This is a genomic window from Paracoccaceae bacterium, from assembly GCA_033344815.1.
Lineage (GTDB): Bacteria > Pseudomonadota > Alphaproteobacteria > Rhodobacterales > Rhodobacteraceae > Roseobacter.
In genome coordinates this window covers 896,769-911,947 of record JAWPMR010000001.1, presented here as the reverse complement: position 1 = coordinate 911,947, position 15,179 = coordinate 896,769, and the positions used below count along the sequence as shown (strand labels likewise).

The window sequence follows — 15,179 nt, the reverse complement described above, 5'->3', positions numbered from 1 at the left end:
TGGCAGATGGCACACGGCAAATGGCGCAGATGAATCACTTCGCGCCCGGCGCTGATACACAGAGGCAATTTCGCAATGCCTTGGGTCAGTTCGCCACCGGGGTGACCGTGGTAACGGCACAAACGCCGCAAGGCCCGATTGGCATGACGGCAAATTCCTTTTCCAGCATTTCGATGGATCCGGCCCTTGTGATGTGGAGCCCGGCGAAATCATCCAGTCGGTATCATGCCTTCATCCAAGCGCAAAATTTTGCGATCCATGTGATGGCGCCTGAGCACGAAGATGTCGCCATGGCATTTGCCAAATCGGGTCAGGCGTTTGATGGGTTGGACGTCACATTCAACGCGCAAGGCGTGCCATTGCTGAACGATTGTCTGGCGCGATTTGAATGCGTGACACACCAAATTCATGACGCAGGCGATCATTCGATTGTTCTGGGTCGGGTCCTGTCAGCCGCCTCCCGGGAGGGGGAGGCGCTGATTTTTTGCCAAGGCCGCTTTAGAAGGTTTGACAAAAAGGCTTAAAGGGCCAACCAATGAAGGGCGCAGGGAAAACCTGCGCGCGGTGACCCGGAATACCCGGGCACAAGGGAGGAGGCTCCGACATGGGAGCATTGCTGGCGGTGATGACACCGCTCCGGCTGGTCAATGAGGCCTTGCTGACGCTTGGACGCGCCATCGGCGTGTTTGCCGTGGCCGCAATGGTCGTCGCGATCCTGATTCAAGTTTTCTTCCGATACGCGTTAAACAGCGCGCTGCCTTGGCCCGACGAGGCCGCACGTTTCTGCATGATGTGGATGACCGGTTTGATGGCACCGACAGCCTTCCGGCGCGGCGGGTTTGTCGCCATTGATACGCTGGTGCGCTTGTTGCCCGCGCGCATCGGGGCTGTTATCACGCTGATCCTCCTGTTTCTGAGCCTCGGCGTTTTGATCGTCGCTGTGCAGATCGGGTGGTCCGAAGTGACGGGATTTGCGGGTAAATTCGCTACGGCCTCGCTTTATGTTCCGACGGATTTAACCTTTGAGAACTGGCTGCGCGTGCCACGCAGTTGGATGATGGCATCGCTCTTGCTGGGCGTTGCACTGCTCATTTCCGTGAACGTGGAATTGATCCTGCGCGCGATCGTGAAAATGATGGGCGGCGAAGATCGTCTGCCTCCCATTTCTCTCGAAGAACAAGTGGGAGCTGAATAATGCTGGTATGGTTTCTCCCGCTTTTCCTCGTTTTCTTGTTGATCGGTCTGCCGGTGTTTTTTGGCCTTCTGGCCGCGCCGGGTATCCTGCTCTGGCTGAACGGTCAGGAAAAAGACATCACACTCCTGTACCGTAACGTTTACAATGGGATGGACAGTTTTCCACTGATGGCCATTCCCTTCTTCATGCTCGCGGGCGAGCTGATGAACAAGGGCGGCATTACCATGCGGCTGGTCGAATTTGCTCAAGCCATGATGGGGCATTTTCGCGGTGGTTTGGCACATGTGAACATCCTGTCCTCGATGCTTTTTGCCGGTCTGTCAGGGTCTGCTGTGGCGGATACCTCCGCGCTTGGGTCCATGCTGATCCCGGCCATGGAAAAACAGGGCTACACGCGCAAATTTGCCGCCGCCATTACCGCGGCCAGCTCGGTCATTGGGCCTATTATTCCGCCTTCGGGCATCATGATCATCTATGCCTATGTGATGGGCGAAAGCGTTGCTGCGTTGTTCCTCGCGGGCATTGTGCCGGGCATTATGGTCGGTCTTGGCCTCATGTTGATGGTGAAGTTTCAGGCGGATAAATACGATTTCCCCGTGGCCACGAAAAAGCACTCATGGGGTGAACGCGGTCAAGCGAGCCTCAAGGCGTTTTTCCCATTGATGACGCCTGTCATTATTCTGGGTGGTATCTTGGCGGGCGTATTTACCCCCACTGAAGCCGCGGCTGTTGCTGTGGCCTATGCGCTGGTCATCGGGTTATTTGTCATGCGGACGCTGAAACTCAGCGATCTTCCGGATGTGCTGAACCGGGCAGGGATCACCTCTGCGGTAGTTCTGCTGCTGGTCGGGGCCGCCATGGCCTTCAAGACGGTCGTCAGCCTGAGCCACGCACCTGAAGCCATGGCTGAATTTGTGCTCAGCCTGACCAGCAACCCCCTGATCCTATTGTTCCTGATCAATCTGTTGTTGTTCGTTGTGGGGATGTTTTTGGATGCGGGTCCGGCAATCATCATTCTGGGGCCGATTTTAGGACCCATCTTTGTTAGTCTCGGCGTCGATCCGATCCATTTCGCGATCATCATGAGCGTCAATCTGACAGTGGGGCTGGCGACACCGCCCATGGGGCTGGTTTTATTCGTGGCCTCGTCGGTGTCGGGCGAACGCGTGGAAGCAATTTCCAAAGCGATCCTGCCTTTCCTCGCGGTGGAGATCTTAGTGATTTTCCTGATCACCTACATACCGGCGCTATCCATGACCGTCCCGCGACTGACGGGCTTTGCAAACTAACTATAATCTAACGGGAGAGAGCTTAATGCTGAAAAATACACTAAAGACTTTGACCTTGGCGGCGTTGCTTGCCGGTACGGCGATGGCTGCGTCCGCCGCGGACTTTAAGATCCGCGCCACGGCCAATTCCAATGAGAATGACGAAGACTATGATGGTCTGGTCGTGTTCAAAAACTACGTTGAAGCCGCGTCCAATGGTGCAATCGAGGTTGAACTGTTCATCGGAACACAATTGTGTGGCAATGGTGCGGAATGTCTGCAGGGCGTCGCAGATGGAACCATCGACGTCTATGTGTCTACTTCGGGCGGTGCCTCGGGGATTTTCCCTTATGTTCAGGTGCTTGACCTGCCTTACCTGATGGCAGATGACCGGATTGCAGAAACGGTTCTGTCGGGCGATTTCACCCGCAAAATGCGCGCCATGGCGCTGGAGGACTCCGGTGACACAATCCGCTTGATGACCATCGGCAACACGGGCGGGTGGCGCAACTTTGCCAATACCAAACGTCGCGTGGCAGAGCCGTCGGACATGGAAGGGCTGAAGATCCGTACGGTTGTGGCGGACCTGCCGCAAGAGCTGGTCAAAGCACTTGGTGCAGCCCCGACACCGATCCCGTGGCCTGAATTGTTCACCTCTTTTCAGACCGGCGTTGTCGAGGGCTCCAAAAACGGCATTACCGACATTATGGGCATGAAATTCCCCGATGCGGGATTGAAATATGTCACGCTGGACGGCCACGCTTACATGGGCGCGCTGTGGTGGATGAACAACGCAAAATTCCTTGAGATGCCCGAAGATATGCGCCGCGTTGTGGTGGATGGGTTCTATGCGCTGCAACAGGCGACATTTGCCTCGCCCAAGCGTAAATCTATCGCCGCCTACGAGCAATTCGTGGCCGAAGGTGGCGATCTTTATGTCCCAACACCTGAGCAGAAAGCGGCCTTCAAAGAAGGTGCCGCACCTGTGTTTGACTGGTTCAAAGGCAACGTCGGACGGGGCGAGGAAATTTTTGACGCGCTCGCGGAAGCGGTTGCTGAGGCCGAAGCTGAGCTTGGCGAAGCCCGCGCGGCAGACTTGAACTAAACCGAAAAGGGGCGGTCTTTGGCCGCCCCCGATCACCGAAACGGATACATCCAGACCTTGTAGTCGGCCACTAGGACATGCGCTTTTTCGATCTCTTCCGGCGTCATTTTCTTGACGACCTCTTCCAGGCTGATCGCGGCGTCAGGATCACCGCCAATGGCGGAAAGCGTGTACCACATATAGGCGCGCGTAAGGTCAACGCTAGGCAATCCGCGCCCGACCTCATAGTACCATCCAACACCAGATTGCGCACCCGGATGCCCCTTCATCGCCGAGCGCAGATACCATTCAAACGCGCGCACGTCATCGCGCGGCACACCGAGGCCCATGGCATACATCACGCCGATCAGCTCTTCTGCGTCGGCATTGCCCGACCGCGCGGCGGGCCAAAGTGCTTCGTAGGCTTCTTCAAATTGACCGGCCTCCATCATATCGCGCGCTTCTTCGATCTCCGCAAACGCGGGGGCGGCAAGCAATGTGCAGGCAAGAAGTATGGTGCGCATTGGGTTTTGGTCTCCTGTTTTGCGTTCGCAGCTACGGCGGGTGATCTACCGCGGCCCCTGTCGCAAGCGGATTTTCTCGAATTTGATCACAAACAGGCGGCTCTGGGCCAGTCCTTGTTCTACGATCCGATCTTGTCGGGCAACCGGAATATTACCTGTGCGCATTGCCATCATCCTGATTTTGGCACCGGAGACGGGTTGTCACTGGGTATCGGGGAGGGGGGCAGCGGCCTGGGTCCGGATCGCACCCCCGGCACGGGCCTGTCGCGCATTGCCAAACGCATTCCGCGCAATGCGCCCGGGCTATGGAACCTTGGCGCGCGTGATCTGCACGTGATGTTTCATGACGGGCGCCTCAGCACATCGGAGATTTTTGGTAATGGCTTCAATTCTCCCGCCGAGGAATGGTTGCCTGATGGTCTGAATTCTCTGCTGGCCGCGCAAGCTCTGTTTCCGCTGACCGCACAATTCGAGATGGCAGGCAATCCCGGTGAAAACGAAATCATCGGGGCTGTGCACGACCGAATTGATGGGGCTTGGCCGATATTGGCGAAACGGGTGCGGACCGATGGTGATTACGGCGCGCGTTTTGTGGAAGCTTTCGATCATATTGAAACCTCCGAGGAGGTAACAATCGTTGAGATTGCCAATGCGCTGGCTGCTTTTATGGCAATTGAGTGGACCAGTATCGACAGCCCGTTTGATCAATACCTTGCGGGGAAATCCGACGCACTCACAGATCCGCAAAAGGCAGGAATGGATCTGTTTTATGGCAAAGCAGGTTGCAACAGCTGCCATTCCGGGCCGTTAATGTCGGATCAGAGATTCCACGCGCTTGGCTTGCCTGCCTTTGGCCCGGGCCGCACGCGCCTTTTTGACCCTTATGCGCGCGATGTGGGTCGTATGGGCGAAAGCAATCGGATTGCGGACGCCTATGCGTTTCGAACACCGATGTTGCGCAATGTGGCCTTGACCGCGCCCTATGGGCACAACGGGGCCTATCCCACTTTGGGAAGCATGGTGCGTCATCACCTTGATCCACAGTCGGCGCGCGCGGCATGGCACAGGCAAGACGCAAACCTACCCGCCGTTCCGTGGTTGGCCGCAACCGATTTCATAATTCAATCGGATGCACGCGAAATGGCGCGCCAAGCGCAGGCGGTCAAGGTAAAATCGCAAACACTGGAAGACGCGGAAATCGCGCAGATCGTCGCGTTTCTGAAAAGCCTCACTGGGACCACGCTCCATACGCCACCGTTTGGCGTGCCCGCGTGGTTCAAACCCTGAAACTTACCGTTTCAACGCCGCTGCCAAGGCATGATAGGAGGCTTTGGGTGTGCGTTTCAGCGTTTCAAAATCTACATGAATCAGGCCAAAGCGTTTTTCATACCCCAGCGCCCATTCGTAATTGTCCATCAGCGACCAGAACGTATAGCCCGCAAGCGGGACGCCCTCTGCCATAGCCTGTTGTGCCGATGCAATATGGGCGTTGAGGTAATCAATCCGTGCGGTATCCGGCACATCGATTTCATCCGGGTTCGACATGCCATTTTCGGTAACATAGAGCGGCAAGCCTTTCGTGTAATTCTCATGTACCCAGGTCAGGAAATGATGCAGCCCCTCAGGGTAAATTTCCCATCCCATCTGTGTTTTGGGCAAAGGGCCGGGAACTTCGTCATGTGCAGGCCAGGGACCATCATTGGGTGCAATGCGTTTGCAGGTGTAGTAGTTTAACCCACACCAATCCAGAGGCTGCCCAATCAGATCGAAATCATCTTCCCAGCCCTTGGGCATATGAGGACCAAGTCCTGCCATGACGTCATCTGGATATGCGCCTTTGAACAAACCGCCCAAAAAGAAGCGGTTGTAGTAGCCGTCATAAAGCTGTGAGGCCGATGCGGCCTCTGCGCTGTCATCCACGGGGTTTGCGTATTCAAAATTACACACCGCTCCGAGGTTTTTCACACCCAACGCGCGCATTGCCTGAATGGCCCGACCATGTCCCGTCAACACGTGATGCATGGCATGGGCGGTGGCGCGGATGTCGCGCAGGCCCGGCGCGTGATGTCCCATGAAATGCGACAGCCAGCCAACACACCACGGCTCGTTTATGGGCGCGACGCTGAACACCCGATCCCCGATCCGTTCCATGATCACAGTGGCGAAATCAGCAAACCAATGGGCAATGTCCGGATTGCGCCAGCCGCCCAGATCCGCCAGTGGCACGGGAAGTTCCCAGTGATAGAGCGTCGCCATCGGGTTCAACCCGCGCGCCAGCAGTCCATCCACCAATCGGTCATAAAAATCAAGCCCTTCAGGGTTTGGCGTACCGCGCCCCTCCGGCAGAACCCGCGCCCAGCTGGTAGAAAACCGGTACGCATCAAGCCCAAGCGCTTGCATCAGATCGAGGTCTTCGTCCATCCGGTGATAGTGATCACAGGCGATATCGCCGTTTTCTGCGCGCACCACATTCCCGGGTGTGGCGGCGAAGGTGTCCCAATGGGTTTTGCCCGCACCGCCAAATTTATGACCCTCGATCTGATAGCTCGAGGTGGCGGCTGCGAATTGAAAATCTTGTGGGAAGTCTGATCGTTTGAAATTCATGTCTTGTCCTTCAAGGGCATGGGCCGGTGGACTGCCCGATCACCAATTCTGCGTCCCAAAGTTCGGTTCTGATCTCGCGCGAGGCCGTGGAAATCTGTTCCATCAAAAGCTCGGCGCAACGACGCCCGGCATCGCGCACAGAAGAGCGCATCGCGGTGAATACCGGCGCATCCAAACCATTGGGAAGATAGGAGATATCATCATCAAAACACAGGATTGAAACATCCCGCCCCATGCGTAACCCTCGTTCCTCAACGGCACGACGAATACCCAACGCGGGCACGATGGAGGAAGCAACAAATGCGGTTGGGGGATCATCGCTGTCCAGCATCTCAAGCGTTGAGGCGTGCCCAAAAGGCTCGCTCATCTCACCCGTACGCATGCGCGCCTCAGTCGGTTTCAGGTCGCGTGCCGCAAACGCTGCGAGATATCCCTCGCGGCGGCGTTGCGCAAAATCCATATGTTCCTGACCGTTGATAAACCCGATGCGTTCATGCCCGAGGTCCAACAGGTATTGCGTGCCTTTTTCGATGGCGCGCTTGTTATTCACGTCCATCCACGAATATTCGATACGGACCTCCGACGCGCGCCCATGCACCAGAAATGGGATATCCAGATCGGCCAGAAATGAGATGCGCGGATCATTACGGGTGGGAGAATGCACTATAATGCCATCCACCGCACCCTGTTCTGCCATAATGCGGTAGGTGTTCAACTCGTCTTCATCGCGCACAACGGTAAGCGTCATGTTGTAGCCATGCCGAGAGTAGACCTCACCCGCGCCGGTGATGAAATCGGCAAAGACGATATTCACCATCTCGTTTTGTTTTGAAAGCGGAATGATGTGTCCGATTGACATGGAACGTCCCGTTGCCAGTCGTTGGGCGCGCACGTTGGGAAGATAATTATAAAGTGCTGCGGCATCAGCAACGCGCTTTCGCGTGGCTTCATTGACTTCCGGATACCCGTTCAGGGCACGGCTGACCGTCGTTTGCGACAGGTTCAACCGTTTTGACAATTCTCGTAAGTTCATAAAATCCGGACGTCTTTTCTGTGCTCAACCGTGCCAGCCTATGCAGGTGGATCGCTTTCGTCAAAGGCCAAACAGTGTAAGTCGGAGCGCTAAAATCTAGCGCCTTGAAAACGCAAATGAAACCGAACCATGAGTTGACAGATATACAGCGTTCAGCCACGTTCAAGGCATCCAAAGCGCTTTGAGGTGATTCTTTGCGCGTAGATAATAAGCACTATGGTGCCGAAACAGGCACCGCAACGGGAGGATACAATGAAGGCACGGTTTTACGCGGGCGCAGCAGCGCTGGCTCTTTGCGCAGGTATGGCGCAGGCAGACGGGCATCAGCCTTTTGCTGTAGGCGAAGGTGATTTCAACTGGGACAGCTATACAGCATTTGCCGACAAATATGATCTGAGCGGTCAGTCTGTCGAGATCACAGGACCGTGGACGGGCAACGAAAAAGAGAAGGTGGATATCGCGTTCTCTTACTTCACGAGCGCCACAGGGGCGTCGGTGAATTATTCCGGGTCAGATAGCTTTGAGCAGGACATCGTGATTTCCGCCCGCTCCGGCTCTGCGCCAAACCTCGCGGTCTTCCCGCAACCGGGCCTTGCTGCGGATATGGCAAGCCAGGGGTTGTTGACACCGCTGGCGGATGGATCTGCAGATTGGGTGCGGGATAACTATGCCGCTGGGCAATCCTGGGTCGATCTGGGTACCTACGCGGATGCAGATGGCGCCGATCAGATGTATGGTATTTTCTACCGCGTCGATGTGAAATCTCTGGTGTGGTACTCGCCCGAAGCCTTTGACGAGGCGGGTTATGACATTCCCGAAACGATGGAAGACCTCAAGGCGTTGACCGACCAGATCGTGGAAGAGGGCGGCACACCGTGGTGTATCGGTCTGGGTTCCGGTGCGGCCACAGGGTGGCCTGCGACAGACTGGGTCGAGGAAATGATGCTGCGCACGCAATCGCCGGAAGACTATGACGCCTGGGTTGCGAATGAACTGAAGTTCAACGATCCCAAGGTGATTGCCGCAATCGAAGAATTCGGTGCCTTCGCCCGCAACGACGCGTATGTCGACGGCGGCGCATCAGCAGTGGCCAATACAGATTTCCGCGACAGCCCAACGGGCCTCTTTTCGATCCCGCCAAAGTGCTACATGCACCGTCAGGCTTCTTTCATCCCGGCATTCTTCCCGGAAGGCACAGCCGTCGGGGACGATGTCGATTTCTTCTACTTTCCTGCCTATGCCGAGAAAGATCTCGGCAAGCCAGTTTTGGGCGCGGGCACCGTTGTTGCCATCACCAATCCATCCGAGGCCACAAATGCTTTTGTGGAATTCCTGAAAACGCCAATTGCACATGAATTGTGGATGGCACAGGGCGGCTTCCTGACAGCGCATGCGGGTGTAAACGCAGACCTCTATGCTGATCCAAGTCTTAAAGCGCAGGGGGAAATTCTGTTGAACGCTACGACATTCCGCTTTGATGCATCAGACCTGATGCCCGGCGAAATCGGCGCGGGCGCGTTCTGGACAGGCATGGTCGATTATACCACGGGCGTCAGCGCAGAAGAGGTCGCCAAAGGCATCCAAGACCGCTGGGACACAATCCAGTAACCCCAGCACAAAACGGCGGTCCGGCAATCTATTTGCCGGACCGCACCACCGTGAAACTGCATCTTGGGAGGGAATGCCATGTCACCGCTGCTACAGGGGATTGTGACAGTTATCGTGGGTGTCGGCGGATGTGTCGGATACTTCTTTCTGTCCAATCTCATTCTTGACAAGGTTATCTTTCCGCCGCGTGCAGATAATCCCGGGCAAAACATCAACCGCGCCAATCTTGTGCGGCCCTGGTTGTTTCTGTTTCCCGCGATGGCCGCTCTGGGTCTCTATCTTGTGTACCCGGTTGTCGGCTCTTTCTGGCGCTCTCTTTACAACCGCTCCGGAGATGAGTTCATCGGGTTTGGCAACTATTCCGTCATGTTCTCGGATACCGGGTTTCAGACAGCGCTTTTCAACAATTTCCTCTGGGTGCTGGTTGTCCCGGCCTCCGCCACGTTCTTCGGCCTTCTGGTGGCACAGCTGACCGACCGGATGAAATGGGGCAACATCGCCAAGTCTCTGATTTTCATGCCCATGGCGATTTCCTTTGTGGGCGCGTCGCTGATCTGGAAATTCGTTTACGCCAACAATGCCGACATCGGTCTGATCAACGCGATCCGGGACATGTTTGGCGCCTCAGAGCCGCTCGACGTTTTGCAACTGCGCTTCTGGAACAACTTTTTCCTGATGTTCATTCTGGTGTGGATCCAGACCGGTTTTGCCATGGTAATCCTCTCTGCTGCCCTGCGCGGAATTCCCGAGGAAACCATCGAAGCCGCGATAATCGATGGGGCCAACCCGTTTCAGGTATTCTTCAAGATCAAGGTGCCACAGATCATGGGCACCATTGTGGTGGTCTGGACGACGATTACCATTCTGGTGCTCAAGGTTTTCGACATCGTCTACACGATGACAGGGGGCAATTTCGGCACTGAAATTCTGCCCAGCTACATGATGTCTTACATGTTTCGCGATGATGGGCGCGCCACCGCGGTTGCCTTTGTCATCATGATCATCGTGCTGCCCGTGATGATCTGGAACATTCGTCAAGCCCGTGCGGAGATGAGATAATGGAAAATATTGCAGGTACCAAATCTTCGCTCAGCTGGGCTGTCAATCTGTCGGTGATCTTTCTCGTGGTGATCTGGCTGATCCCGACCGTTGGCTTGCTTGTGTCGTCGTTTCGCGACCGGGACCAGATTTCGGCGTCAGGCTGGTGGCTTTCGCCTTTTGCAGTCGAGCAGAATTTCCAGGCGAAAATCCCTGCTGAAGAGGCCAAACCCGGCAATGGCGGCTTCGTGATCGAAGGCAATATCTTTGGCGGCGGTGATACGGAAGTGATCCGTTTTGGCGGCGCACGTTCCAACCCAACGATTGCCGCTGCGGGTGAAACCGCTGAACTCACCCGTGACCGCGCGCTGACAGTTCAACAAAACGGCGATTTCAGCTATTTCTCGCCTGCTGAAATCAAGCGCGACCCGAGTGTTTATTATTCCACTGCAACGCCGCCTGATTTCTCGCTCTCGAATTATCGCAACATCCTGTTTTCCAACAACATGGACATTGCCTTCATCAACACACTGACCGTGACGATCCCGGCGACGATCATCCCCATTCTGATTGCTGCTTTTGCGGCCTATGCGCTGGCGTGGATGGATTTCGCGGGCAGGGGGTTGTTGATCGCCGTGGTGGTCGGCTTGCTGGTTGTGCCCTTGCAACTGGCGCTCGTGCCGCTTTTGCAGTTCCACAACAAGATCGGCATCGGGCAGAGTTTCCTTGGCATCTGGATGGCGCATACCGGGTTCGGGCTGCCACTGGCGATATACCTGTTACGAAACTACATGGTCGGCCTGCCGCGCGATATCATTGAATCCGCCAAGGTGGACGGGGCCACTGATTTTCAGGTCTTCACCAAGATCGTGTTGCCGCTGAGCTTTCCCGCACTGGCCTCTTTCGCCATCTTTCAGTTCCTGTGGACATGGAACGACCTGCTGGTGGCCAAGGTGTTCCTGCCGTCCAACTCTGAAAGCTGGGTGATGACGGTCAAGATCGCGGATGACCTTTTGGGCTCACGTGGGGGCGACTGGGGTATTCTGGCCTCTGCGGCATTTATCTCCATCGCGGTGCCGCTCATCGTGTTTTTCACAATGCAACGTTATCTGGTGCGCGGTCTGCTGGCCGGCTCCGTCAAATAGGAAAGTTCCCGTTTCATGACCAAAATGGAACATCACTTGCATCTGCCCGTGGTTGATCAGGACTGGTGGCGTGGTGCCGTCATTTATCAGATCTACCCGCGCAGTTTTCAGGACAGCAACGGAGACGGCATCGGTGATTTGATCGGTATCTCACATCGCATGAGTTATATTGCGTCGTTGGGTGTTGATGCGATCTGGATCTCGCCGTTTTTCACGTCGCCGATGAAGGATTTCGGCTATGATGTCAGCGACTATTGCGACGTTGATCCGATGTTCGGGTCATTGGCCGATTTCGATGTCGTGGTGGAATCCGCCCATCAGCATGGGCTGAAAGTGATGATTGATCTGGTGCTAAGCCACACCTCGGATCAGCACCCGTGGTTTCAGGAGAGCAAGAAGGACCGCACAAACCCCAAGGCAGATTGGTTCGTCTGGGCTGACCCGAAACCCGATGGCACGCCGCCCAACAACTGGCTGTCGATTTTTGGCGGACCCGCTTGGCAGTGGCACCCCGGGCGCGAGCAATACTACCTGCATAACTTTCTGGTCGAACAGCCCGATCTGAATTTCCACAACGGTGATGTGCAAAACGCCATTCTGGCGACCACGCGGTTCTGGTTGGATCGCGGCGTGGATGGGTTCCGGTTGGATACGATCAATTTCTATTTTGCGGACAAGGATTTGCGCGACAACCCCGCTTTGCCGCCGGAACGGCGTAACGCCAATATCGCGCCCTCGGTCAACCCTTACAACCATCAGGAACATATCCACTCCAAGAACCAGCCTGAAAACATTGAATTCCTAAAGCGCTTCCGGGCGTTGTTGGATGAATACCCGGCAGCGGCCTGTGTGGGCGAAGTCGGGGATGCGCAGCGCGGGCTCGAGTTGTTGGGTGAATACACCAGCGGGCCGGAAATGGTGCATATGTGTTATGCCTTTGAGTTCCTTGCCAAGACCAAATTGGACGCGGCGCGGGTGGCACAGGTTTTTGAGGAACTTGGCCGTGTGGCCGAGGATGGCTGGCCATGCTGGGCGTTTTCCAATCATGATGTGATGCGCCACGCATCGCGGTGGGATCTCTCACCCCAAGCGCAACGTCTTTTCGCCACGCTGATCATGTGTCTGCGCGGGTCGGTGTGCCTGTATCAGGGGGAGGAACTTGGCCTGCCCGAAGCCGATGTCGCCTTTGAAGACTTGCAGGACCCTTATGGCATCACGTTTTGGCCGGAATTCAAGGGCCGCGATGGATGCCGCACGCCGATGGTCTGGGAAACGTCCAACCAGAACGGCGGCTTTTCCGAAGGGTTCCCATGGTTGCCCGTCAGCCATGATCACCTTAACCGATCAGTGCACGCCCAGGAAAATGAACCGGGTGCGATCCTGCACCATTACCGACGTGCGATTGCCTTTCGCAAGGATCACCCGGCCTTGGTCAAAGGTGAACATGGCGGCGTTTTTGCCTATGGCGACGTGCTGCAATTCACCCGCACGCATGAAGGCCAGACGTTGTTTTGTGCGTTCAACCTGTCGGACTCGCCATCGCTACACGGCATGCCGCCGGGAGACTGGCACACCATCGGACATGAACTGGGCGGGGCGACCCCGTCTGCCGATTTCAAACTGCACCTGGGACCATGGCAAGCCTGCCTGGCCGTGAAACAGGATTAAGACCCGCGTCTTGGGAGGGACAAAGATATGGCCGAACTTAAACTGACAGATGTGGGAAAATCCTACGGCGCCGGGGTGGAAGTACTCAAAAACATCAATCTCGACATCCAAACCGGTGAATTGATTGTTTTTGTCGGACCCTCTGGTTGTGGGAAATCGACCTTGCTCAGGATGATCGCAGGTCTGGAAAAAATCACGGGCGGAGAGTTGCAAATTGACGGGGACCGCATGAATGATGTGCCCCCTGCACAACGCGGCATTGCGATGGTGTTCCAGTCTTACGCGCTTTATCCGCATATGACGGTGCGCGACAACATGGCCTTTGCCCTGAAACTGGCCAAGAAAACGCCCGCTGAAATCGACGAGGCAGTGGGGCGTGCGGCCAAAGTGTTGCAACTGGATGAATACCTTGATCGCCTGCCCAAAGCTCTGTCTGGCGGTCAGCGCCAGCGTGTCGCCATCGGGCGTTCGATCGTGCGCGATCCGAAGGTATATCTGTTTGACGAACCGCTCTCTAATCTGGATGCCTCTTTGCGCGTGGCGACACGCATCGAAATTGCGCAGCTCAAGGAAAGCATGCCAAATTCCACGATGATCTATGTGACTCACGATCAGGTGGAGGCCATGACCCTGGCCAGTCGCATTGTGGTGCTGGCAAACAAGGGGATCGCGCAGGTCGGCTCGCCGCTTGAACTCTATGAAAGGCCAGAGAATGAATTCGTGGCTCAATTCATAGGCTCGCCTGCGATGAACCTGCTGGCGGGTGAAGTCGTTGAAACCGGTACCGTTACCACCGTTTCCTGCACCGACGGGCAGGGGACATTTCAGGCGAATATACCGACGCAACCAGCCGATAAGGGGCTAAAAGTAAATGTGGGTATCCGCCCGGAGGATATGATTGCCACAGAAGGCAATGATTACGCTTTCGCCGATAAAGTCACAATTGTGGAGGCGCTGGGCGAAGTCACGCAGCTTTATTTTGCGGCGCCCAGTTCCAGTGCGGATACTGATACCGTGATCGCGAAATTGGCCGGTATCCACACAGAGATGCGCGGGCAGACGCTAAAACTGACGGCGGATCCTTCTAAGGTGCATTTGTTCGCAAATGGGCGCTCCTTGCTGTATCGAAACTAATTACATTCGCGGTTTGAAATGCCGCGGAACTAAATTTTTTCCCCTTTGGTGGGACATGTATTTTGTCTGATACTGTGGGGACGCCGGATTTAAGATTGATCCTCCCGTATGTCGTCATGTTTGGCGCGGGGGGATGAAAAGGAGTTGTTTTGGTAATAAGTTACGGCACGATATTGATCCTCATGTGCTTGCTTCAGGTCAAACACATGCTTGGGGACTATTTCCTCCAGACCAGGATTATGCTGGATGGGCGCGATACCTATGCCCATCTCGGCCGCTTTGTGCATGCAGGCGTGCATGCCGCGGGATCAGCGCTCGCCTTTATTCTGATCGGCGCGAAGATTGGCTTCATTCTGCCAGTGATCTTGCTGGAATGGGCCATCCATTTTCATATCGACTGGTGGAAAGGGCGTCATACGTCCGTTCAAAATCTGACACCGCAGGATGCAGCCTATTGGCGTGTGTGCGGGATGGATCAGGCACTGCACCAACTGACCTATGTGGTAATGATCTGGGCGTGGATTATGTCGGATTTCCCGACCTGACATCGGGTAAGTTCAACTGCTTGAGGCGCACGGCTCAAAATCAAAAAGAACAAACAAGACTGTGAATGCCAGATTTGCGCGATAGGCTTTTTGCTTTGCGCCGTGAAGGCATCAACGCGTGGGCGTTCATCAGATGCTCACATCACCCGACCTTGGACTTATGCGCGCTGCGAAACGCGCAGTCTGAGATGCCCGGTGGTCGCACGAGGACCCGCGCATTCAGCCGGGATCGGATTGCGTGATTGTTTTCCAGTGTCCAACGTTTGTGACGACACGGCTTATTGCTGTTTGCACGGGTTGCCCGACTTCCGTTAGAAGGGAGGCAATGGCGAG

At 55.7% G+C, this 15,179-nt stretch carries 14 protein-coding genes; 11 read left to right on the top strand and 3 right to left on the bottom strand.

The features are described from left to right. Positions 1-29 precede the first annotated feature (29 nt). From R8G34_04230 to dctP, 4 genes are all read left to right on the top strand, one after another. Complete coding sequence (locus R8G34_04230) at positions 30-524, top strand: flavin reductase family protein (GenBank protein MDW3222082.1); 495 nt, start codon at positions 30-32, stop codon at positions 522-524. A gap of 80 nt (positions 525-604) precedes the next feature. Next, entirely contained in the window at positions 605-1,195 is a 591-nt protein-coding gene (locus R8G34_04225; protein MDW3222081.1) for a TRAP transporter small permease, read from the top strand. After that, the gene (locus R8G34_04220; protein ID MDW3222080.1) at positions 1,195-2,484 is read left to right on the top strand and encodes a TRAP transporter large permease; all 1,290 of its coding nucleotides are present in this window, start codon (positions 1,195-1,197) and stop codon (positions 2,482-2,484) included. Before R8G34_04225 ends, R8G34_04220 begins: the two co-directional genes overlap by 1 nt. 25 nt (positions 2,485-2,509) lie before the next feature. Beyond that, the gene (dctP, locus tag R8G34_04215) at positions 2,510-3,568 is read left to right on the top strand and encodes a TRAP transporter substrate-binding protein DctP (GenBank protein ID MDW3222079.1); all 1,059 of its coding nucleotides are present in this window, start codon (positions 2,510-2,512) and stop codon (positions 3,566-3,568) included. Between the two features lie 32 nt (positions 3,569-3,600). Here the strand turns inward: dctP and R8G34_04210 are convergent, their stop codons facing one another. Beyond that, the gene (locus tag R8G34_04210; protein ID MDW3222078.1) at positions 3,601-4,071 is read right to left on the bottom strand and encodes a tetratricopeptide repeat protein; all 471 of its coding nucleotides are present in this window, start codon (positions 4,069-4,071) and stop codon (positions 3,601-3,603) included. A gap of 6 nt (positions 4,072-4,077) precedes the next feature. On the opposite strand from R8G34_04210, the gene R8G34_04205 reads away from it, so the two are divergent. Next, positions 4,078-5,358: a cytochrome c peroxidase gene (locus tag R8G34_04205; GenBank protein MDW3222077.1), complete on the top strand. Its 1,281-nt coding sequence runs from the start codon at positions 4,078-4,080 to the stop codon at positions 5,356-5,358. Between the two features lie 3 nt (positions 5,359-5,361). On the opposite strand, the gene R8G34_04200 is transcribed toward R8G34_04205, so the two are convergent. Together R8G34_04200 and R8G34_04195 are read right to left on the bottom strand one after the other, a co-directional pair. Next, the gene (locus tag R8G34_04200) at positions 5,362-6,675 is read right to left on the bottom strand and encodes a GH1 family beta-glucosidase (GenBank protein MDW3222076.1); all 1,314 of its coding nucleotides are present in this window, start codon (positions 6,673-6,675) and stop codon (positions 5,362-5,364) included. Positions 6,676-6,685: 10 nt separating this feature from the next. Beyond that, on the bottom strand, positions 6,686-7,708 hold the full coding sequence (locus R8G34_04195) for a substrate-binding domain-containing protein (GenBank protein ID MDW3222075.1): 1,023 nt from the start codon (positions 7,706-7,708) through the stop codon (positions 6,686-6,688). Between the two features lie 252 nt (positions 7,709-7,960). Between R8G34_04195 and R8G34_04190 the strand changes: the two genes are divergently transcribed. The 6 genes from R8G34_04190 to R8G34_04165 all read left to right on the top strand — a co-directional run bounded on the left by R8G34_04190 (position 7,961) and on the right by R8G34_04165 (position 14,846). Continuing rightward, a complete protein-coding gene (locus tag R8G34_04190) occupies positions 7,961-9,316 on the top strand; it encodes an ABC transporter substrate-binding protein (protein ID MDW3222074.1) in 1,356 nt (451 codons plus the stop codon). A 78-nt stretch (positions 9,317-9,394) separates the two neighbouring features. Next, the gene (locus R8G34_04185) at positions 9,395-10,375 is read left to right on the top strand and encodes a sugar ABC transporter permease (GenBank protein MDW3222073.1); all 981 of its coding nucleotides are present in this window, start codon (positions 9,395-9,397) and stop codon (positions 10,373-10,375) included. Then, positions 10,375-11,499 (top strand): carbohydrate ABC transporter permease, encoded by a 1,125-nt coding sequence (locus R8G34_04180; protein MDW3222072.1) that lies wholly within the window; start codon positions 10,375-10,377, stop codon positions 11,497-11,499. The genes R8G34_04185 and R8G34_04180 overlap by 1 nt, the downstream gene beginning before the upstream one ends. A gap of 15 nt (positions 11,500-11,514) precedes the next feature. Then, positions 11,515-13,167 carry an alpha glucosidase gene (locus tag R8G34_04175; GenBank protein MDW3222071.1) on the top strand — a complete coding sequence of 551 codons (1,653 nt, stop codon included), beginning with the start codon at positions 11,515-11,517 and terminating at the stop codon, positions 13,165-13,167. A 27-nt stretch (positions 13,168-13,194) separates the two neighbouring features. After that, a complete protein-coding gene (locus tag R8G34_04170) occupies positions 13,195-14,301 on the top strand; it encodes an ABC transporter ATP-binding protein (GenBank protein ID MDW3222070.1) in 1,107 nt (368 codons plus the stop codon). Positions 14,302-14,450: 149 nt separating this feature from the next. Beyond that, the gene (locus R8G34_04165) at positions 14,451-14,846 is read left to right on the top strand and encodes a DUF3307 domain-containing protein (GenBank protein MDW3222069.1); all 396 of its coding nucleotides are present in this window, start codon (positions 14,451-14,453) and stop codon (positions 14,844-14,846) included. Positions 14,847-15,179: the final 333 nt, after the last annotated feature.

What these genes read in the sequence shown, in the direction of transcription:
- R8G34_04170 (MDW3222070.1), top strand. Translation starts at nt 13,195, where the DNA reads ATGGCCGAACTTAAACTGACAGATGTGGGAAAATCCTACGGCGCCGGG.
- R8G34_04180 (MDW3222072.1), top strand. Translation starts at nt 10,375, where the DNA reads ATGGAAAATATTGCAGGTACCAAATCTTCGCTCAGCTGGGCTGTCAAT.
- R8G34_04195 (MDW3222075.1), bottom strand. Translation starts at nt 7,708, where the DNA reads ATGAACTTACGAGAATTGTCAAAACGGTTGAACCTGTCGCAAACGACG.
- R8G34_04225 (MDW3222081.1), top strand. Translation starts at nt 605, where the DNA reads ATGGGAGCATTGCTGGCGGTGATGACACCGCTCCGGCTGGTCAATGAG.
- R8G34_04190 (MDW3222074.1), top strand. Translation starts at nt 7,961, where the DNA reads ATGAAGGCACGGTTTTACGCGGGCGCAGCAGCGCTGGCTCTTTGCGCA.
- R8G34_04175 (MDW3222071.1), top strand. Translation starts at nt 11,515, where the DNA reads ATGACCAAAATGGAACATCACTTGCATCTGCCCGTGGTTGATCAGGAC.
- R8G34_04220 (MDW3222080.1), top strand. Translation starts at nt 1,195, where the DNA reads ATGCTGGTATGGTTTCTCCCGCTTTTCCTCGTTTTCTTGTTGATCGGT.
- R8G34_04200 (MDW3222076.1), bottom strand. Translation starts at nt 6,675, where the DNA reads ATGAATTTCAAACGATCAGACTTCCCACAAGATTTTCAATTCGCAGCC.
- R8G34_04185 (MDW3222073.1), top strand. Translation starts at nt 9,395, where the DNA reads ATGTCACCGCTGCTACAGGGGATTGTGACAGTTATCGTGGGTGTCGGC.
- dctP (MDW3222079.1), top strand. Translation starts at nt 2,510, where the DNA reads ATGCTGAAAAATACACTAAAGACTTTGACCTTGGCGGCGTTGCTTGCC.
- R8G34_04230 (MDW3222082.1), top strand. Translation starts at nt 30, where the DNA reads ATGAATCACTTCGCGCCCGGCGCTGATACACAGAGGCAATTTCGCAAT.
- R8G34_04210 (MDW3222078.1), bottom strand. Translation starts at nt 4,071, where the DNA reads ATGCGCACCATACTTCTTGCCTGCACATTGCTTGCCGCCCCCGCGTTT.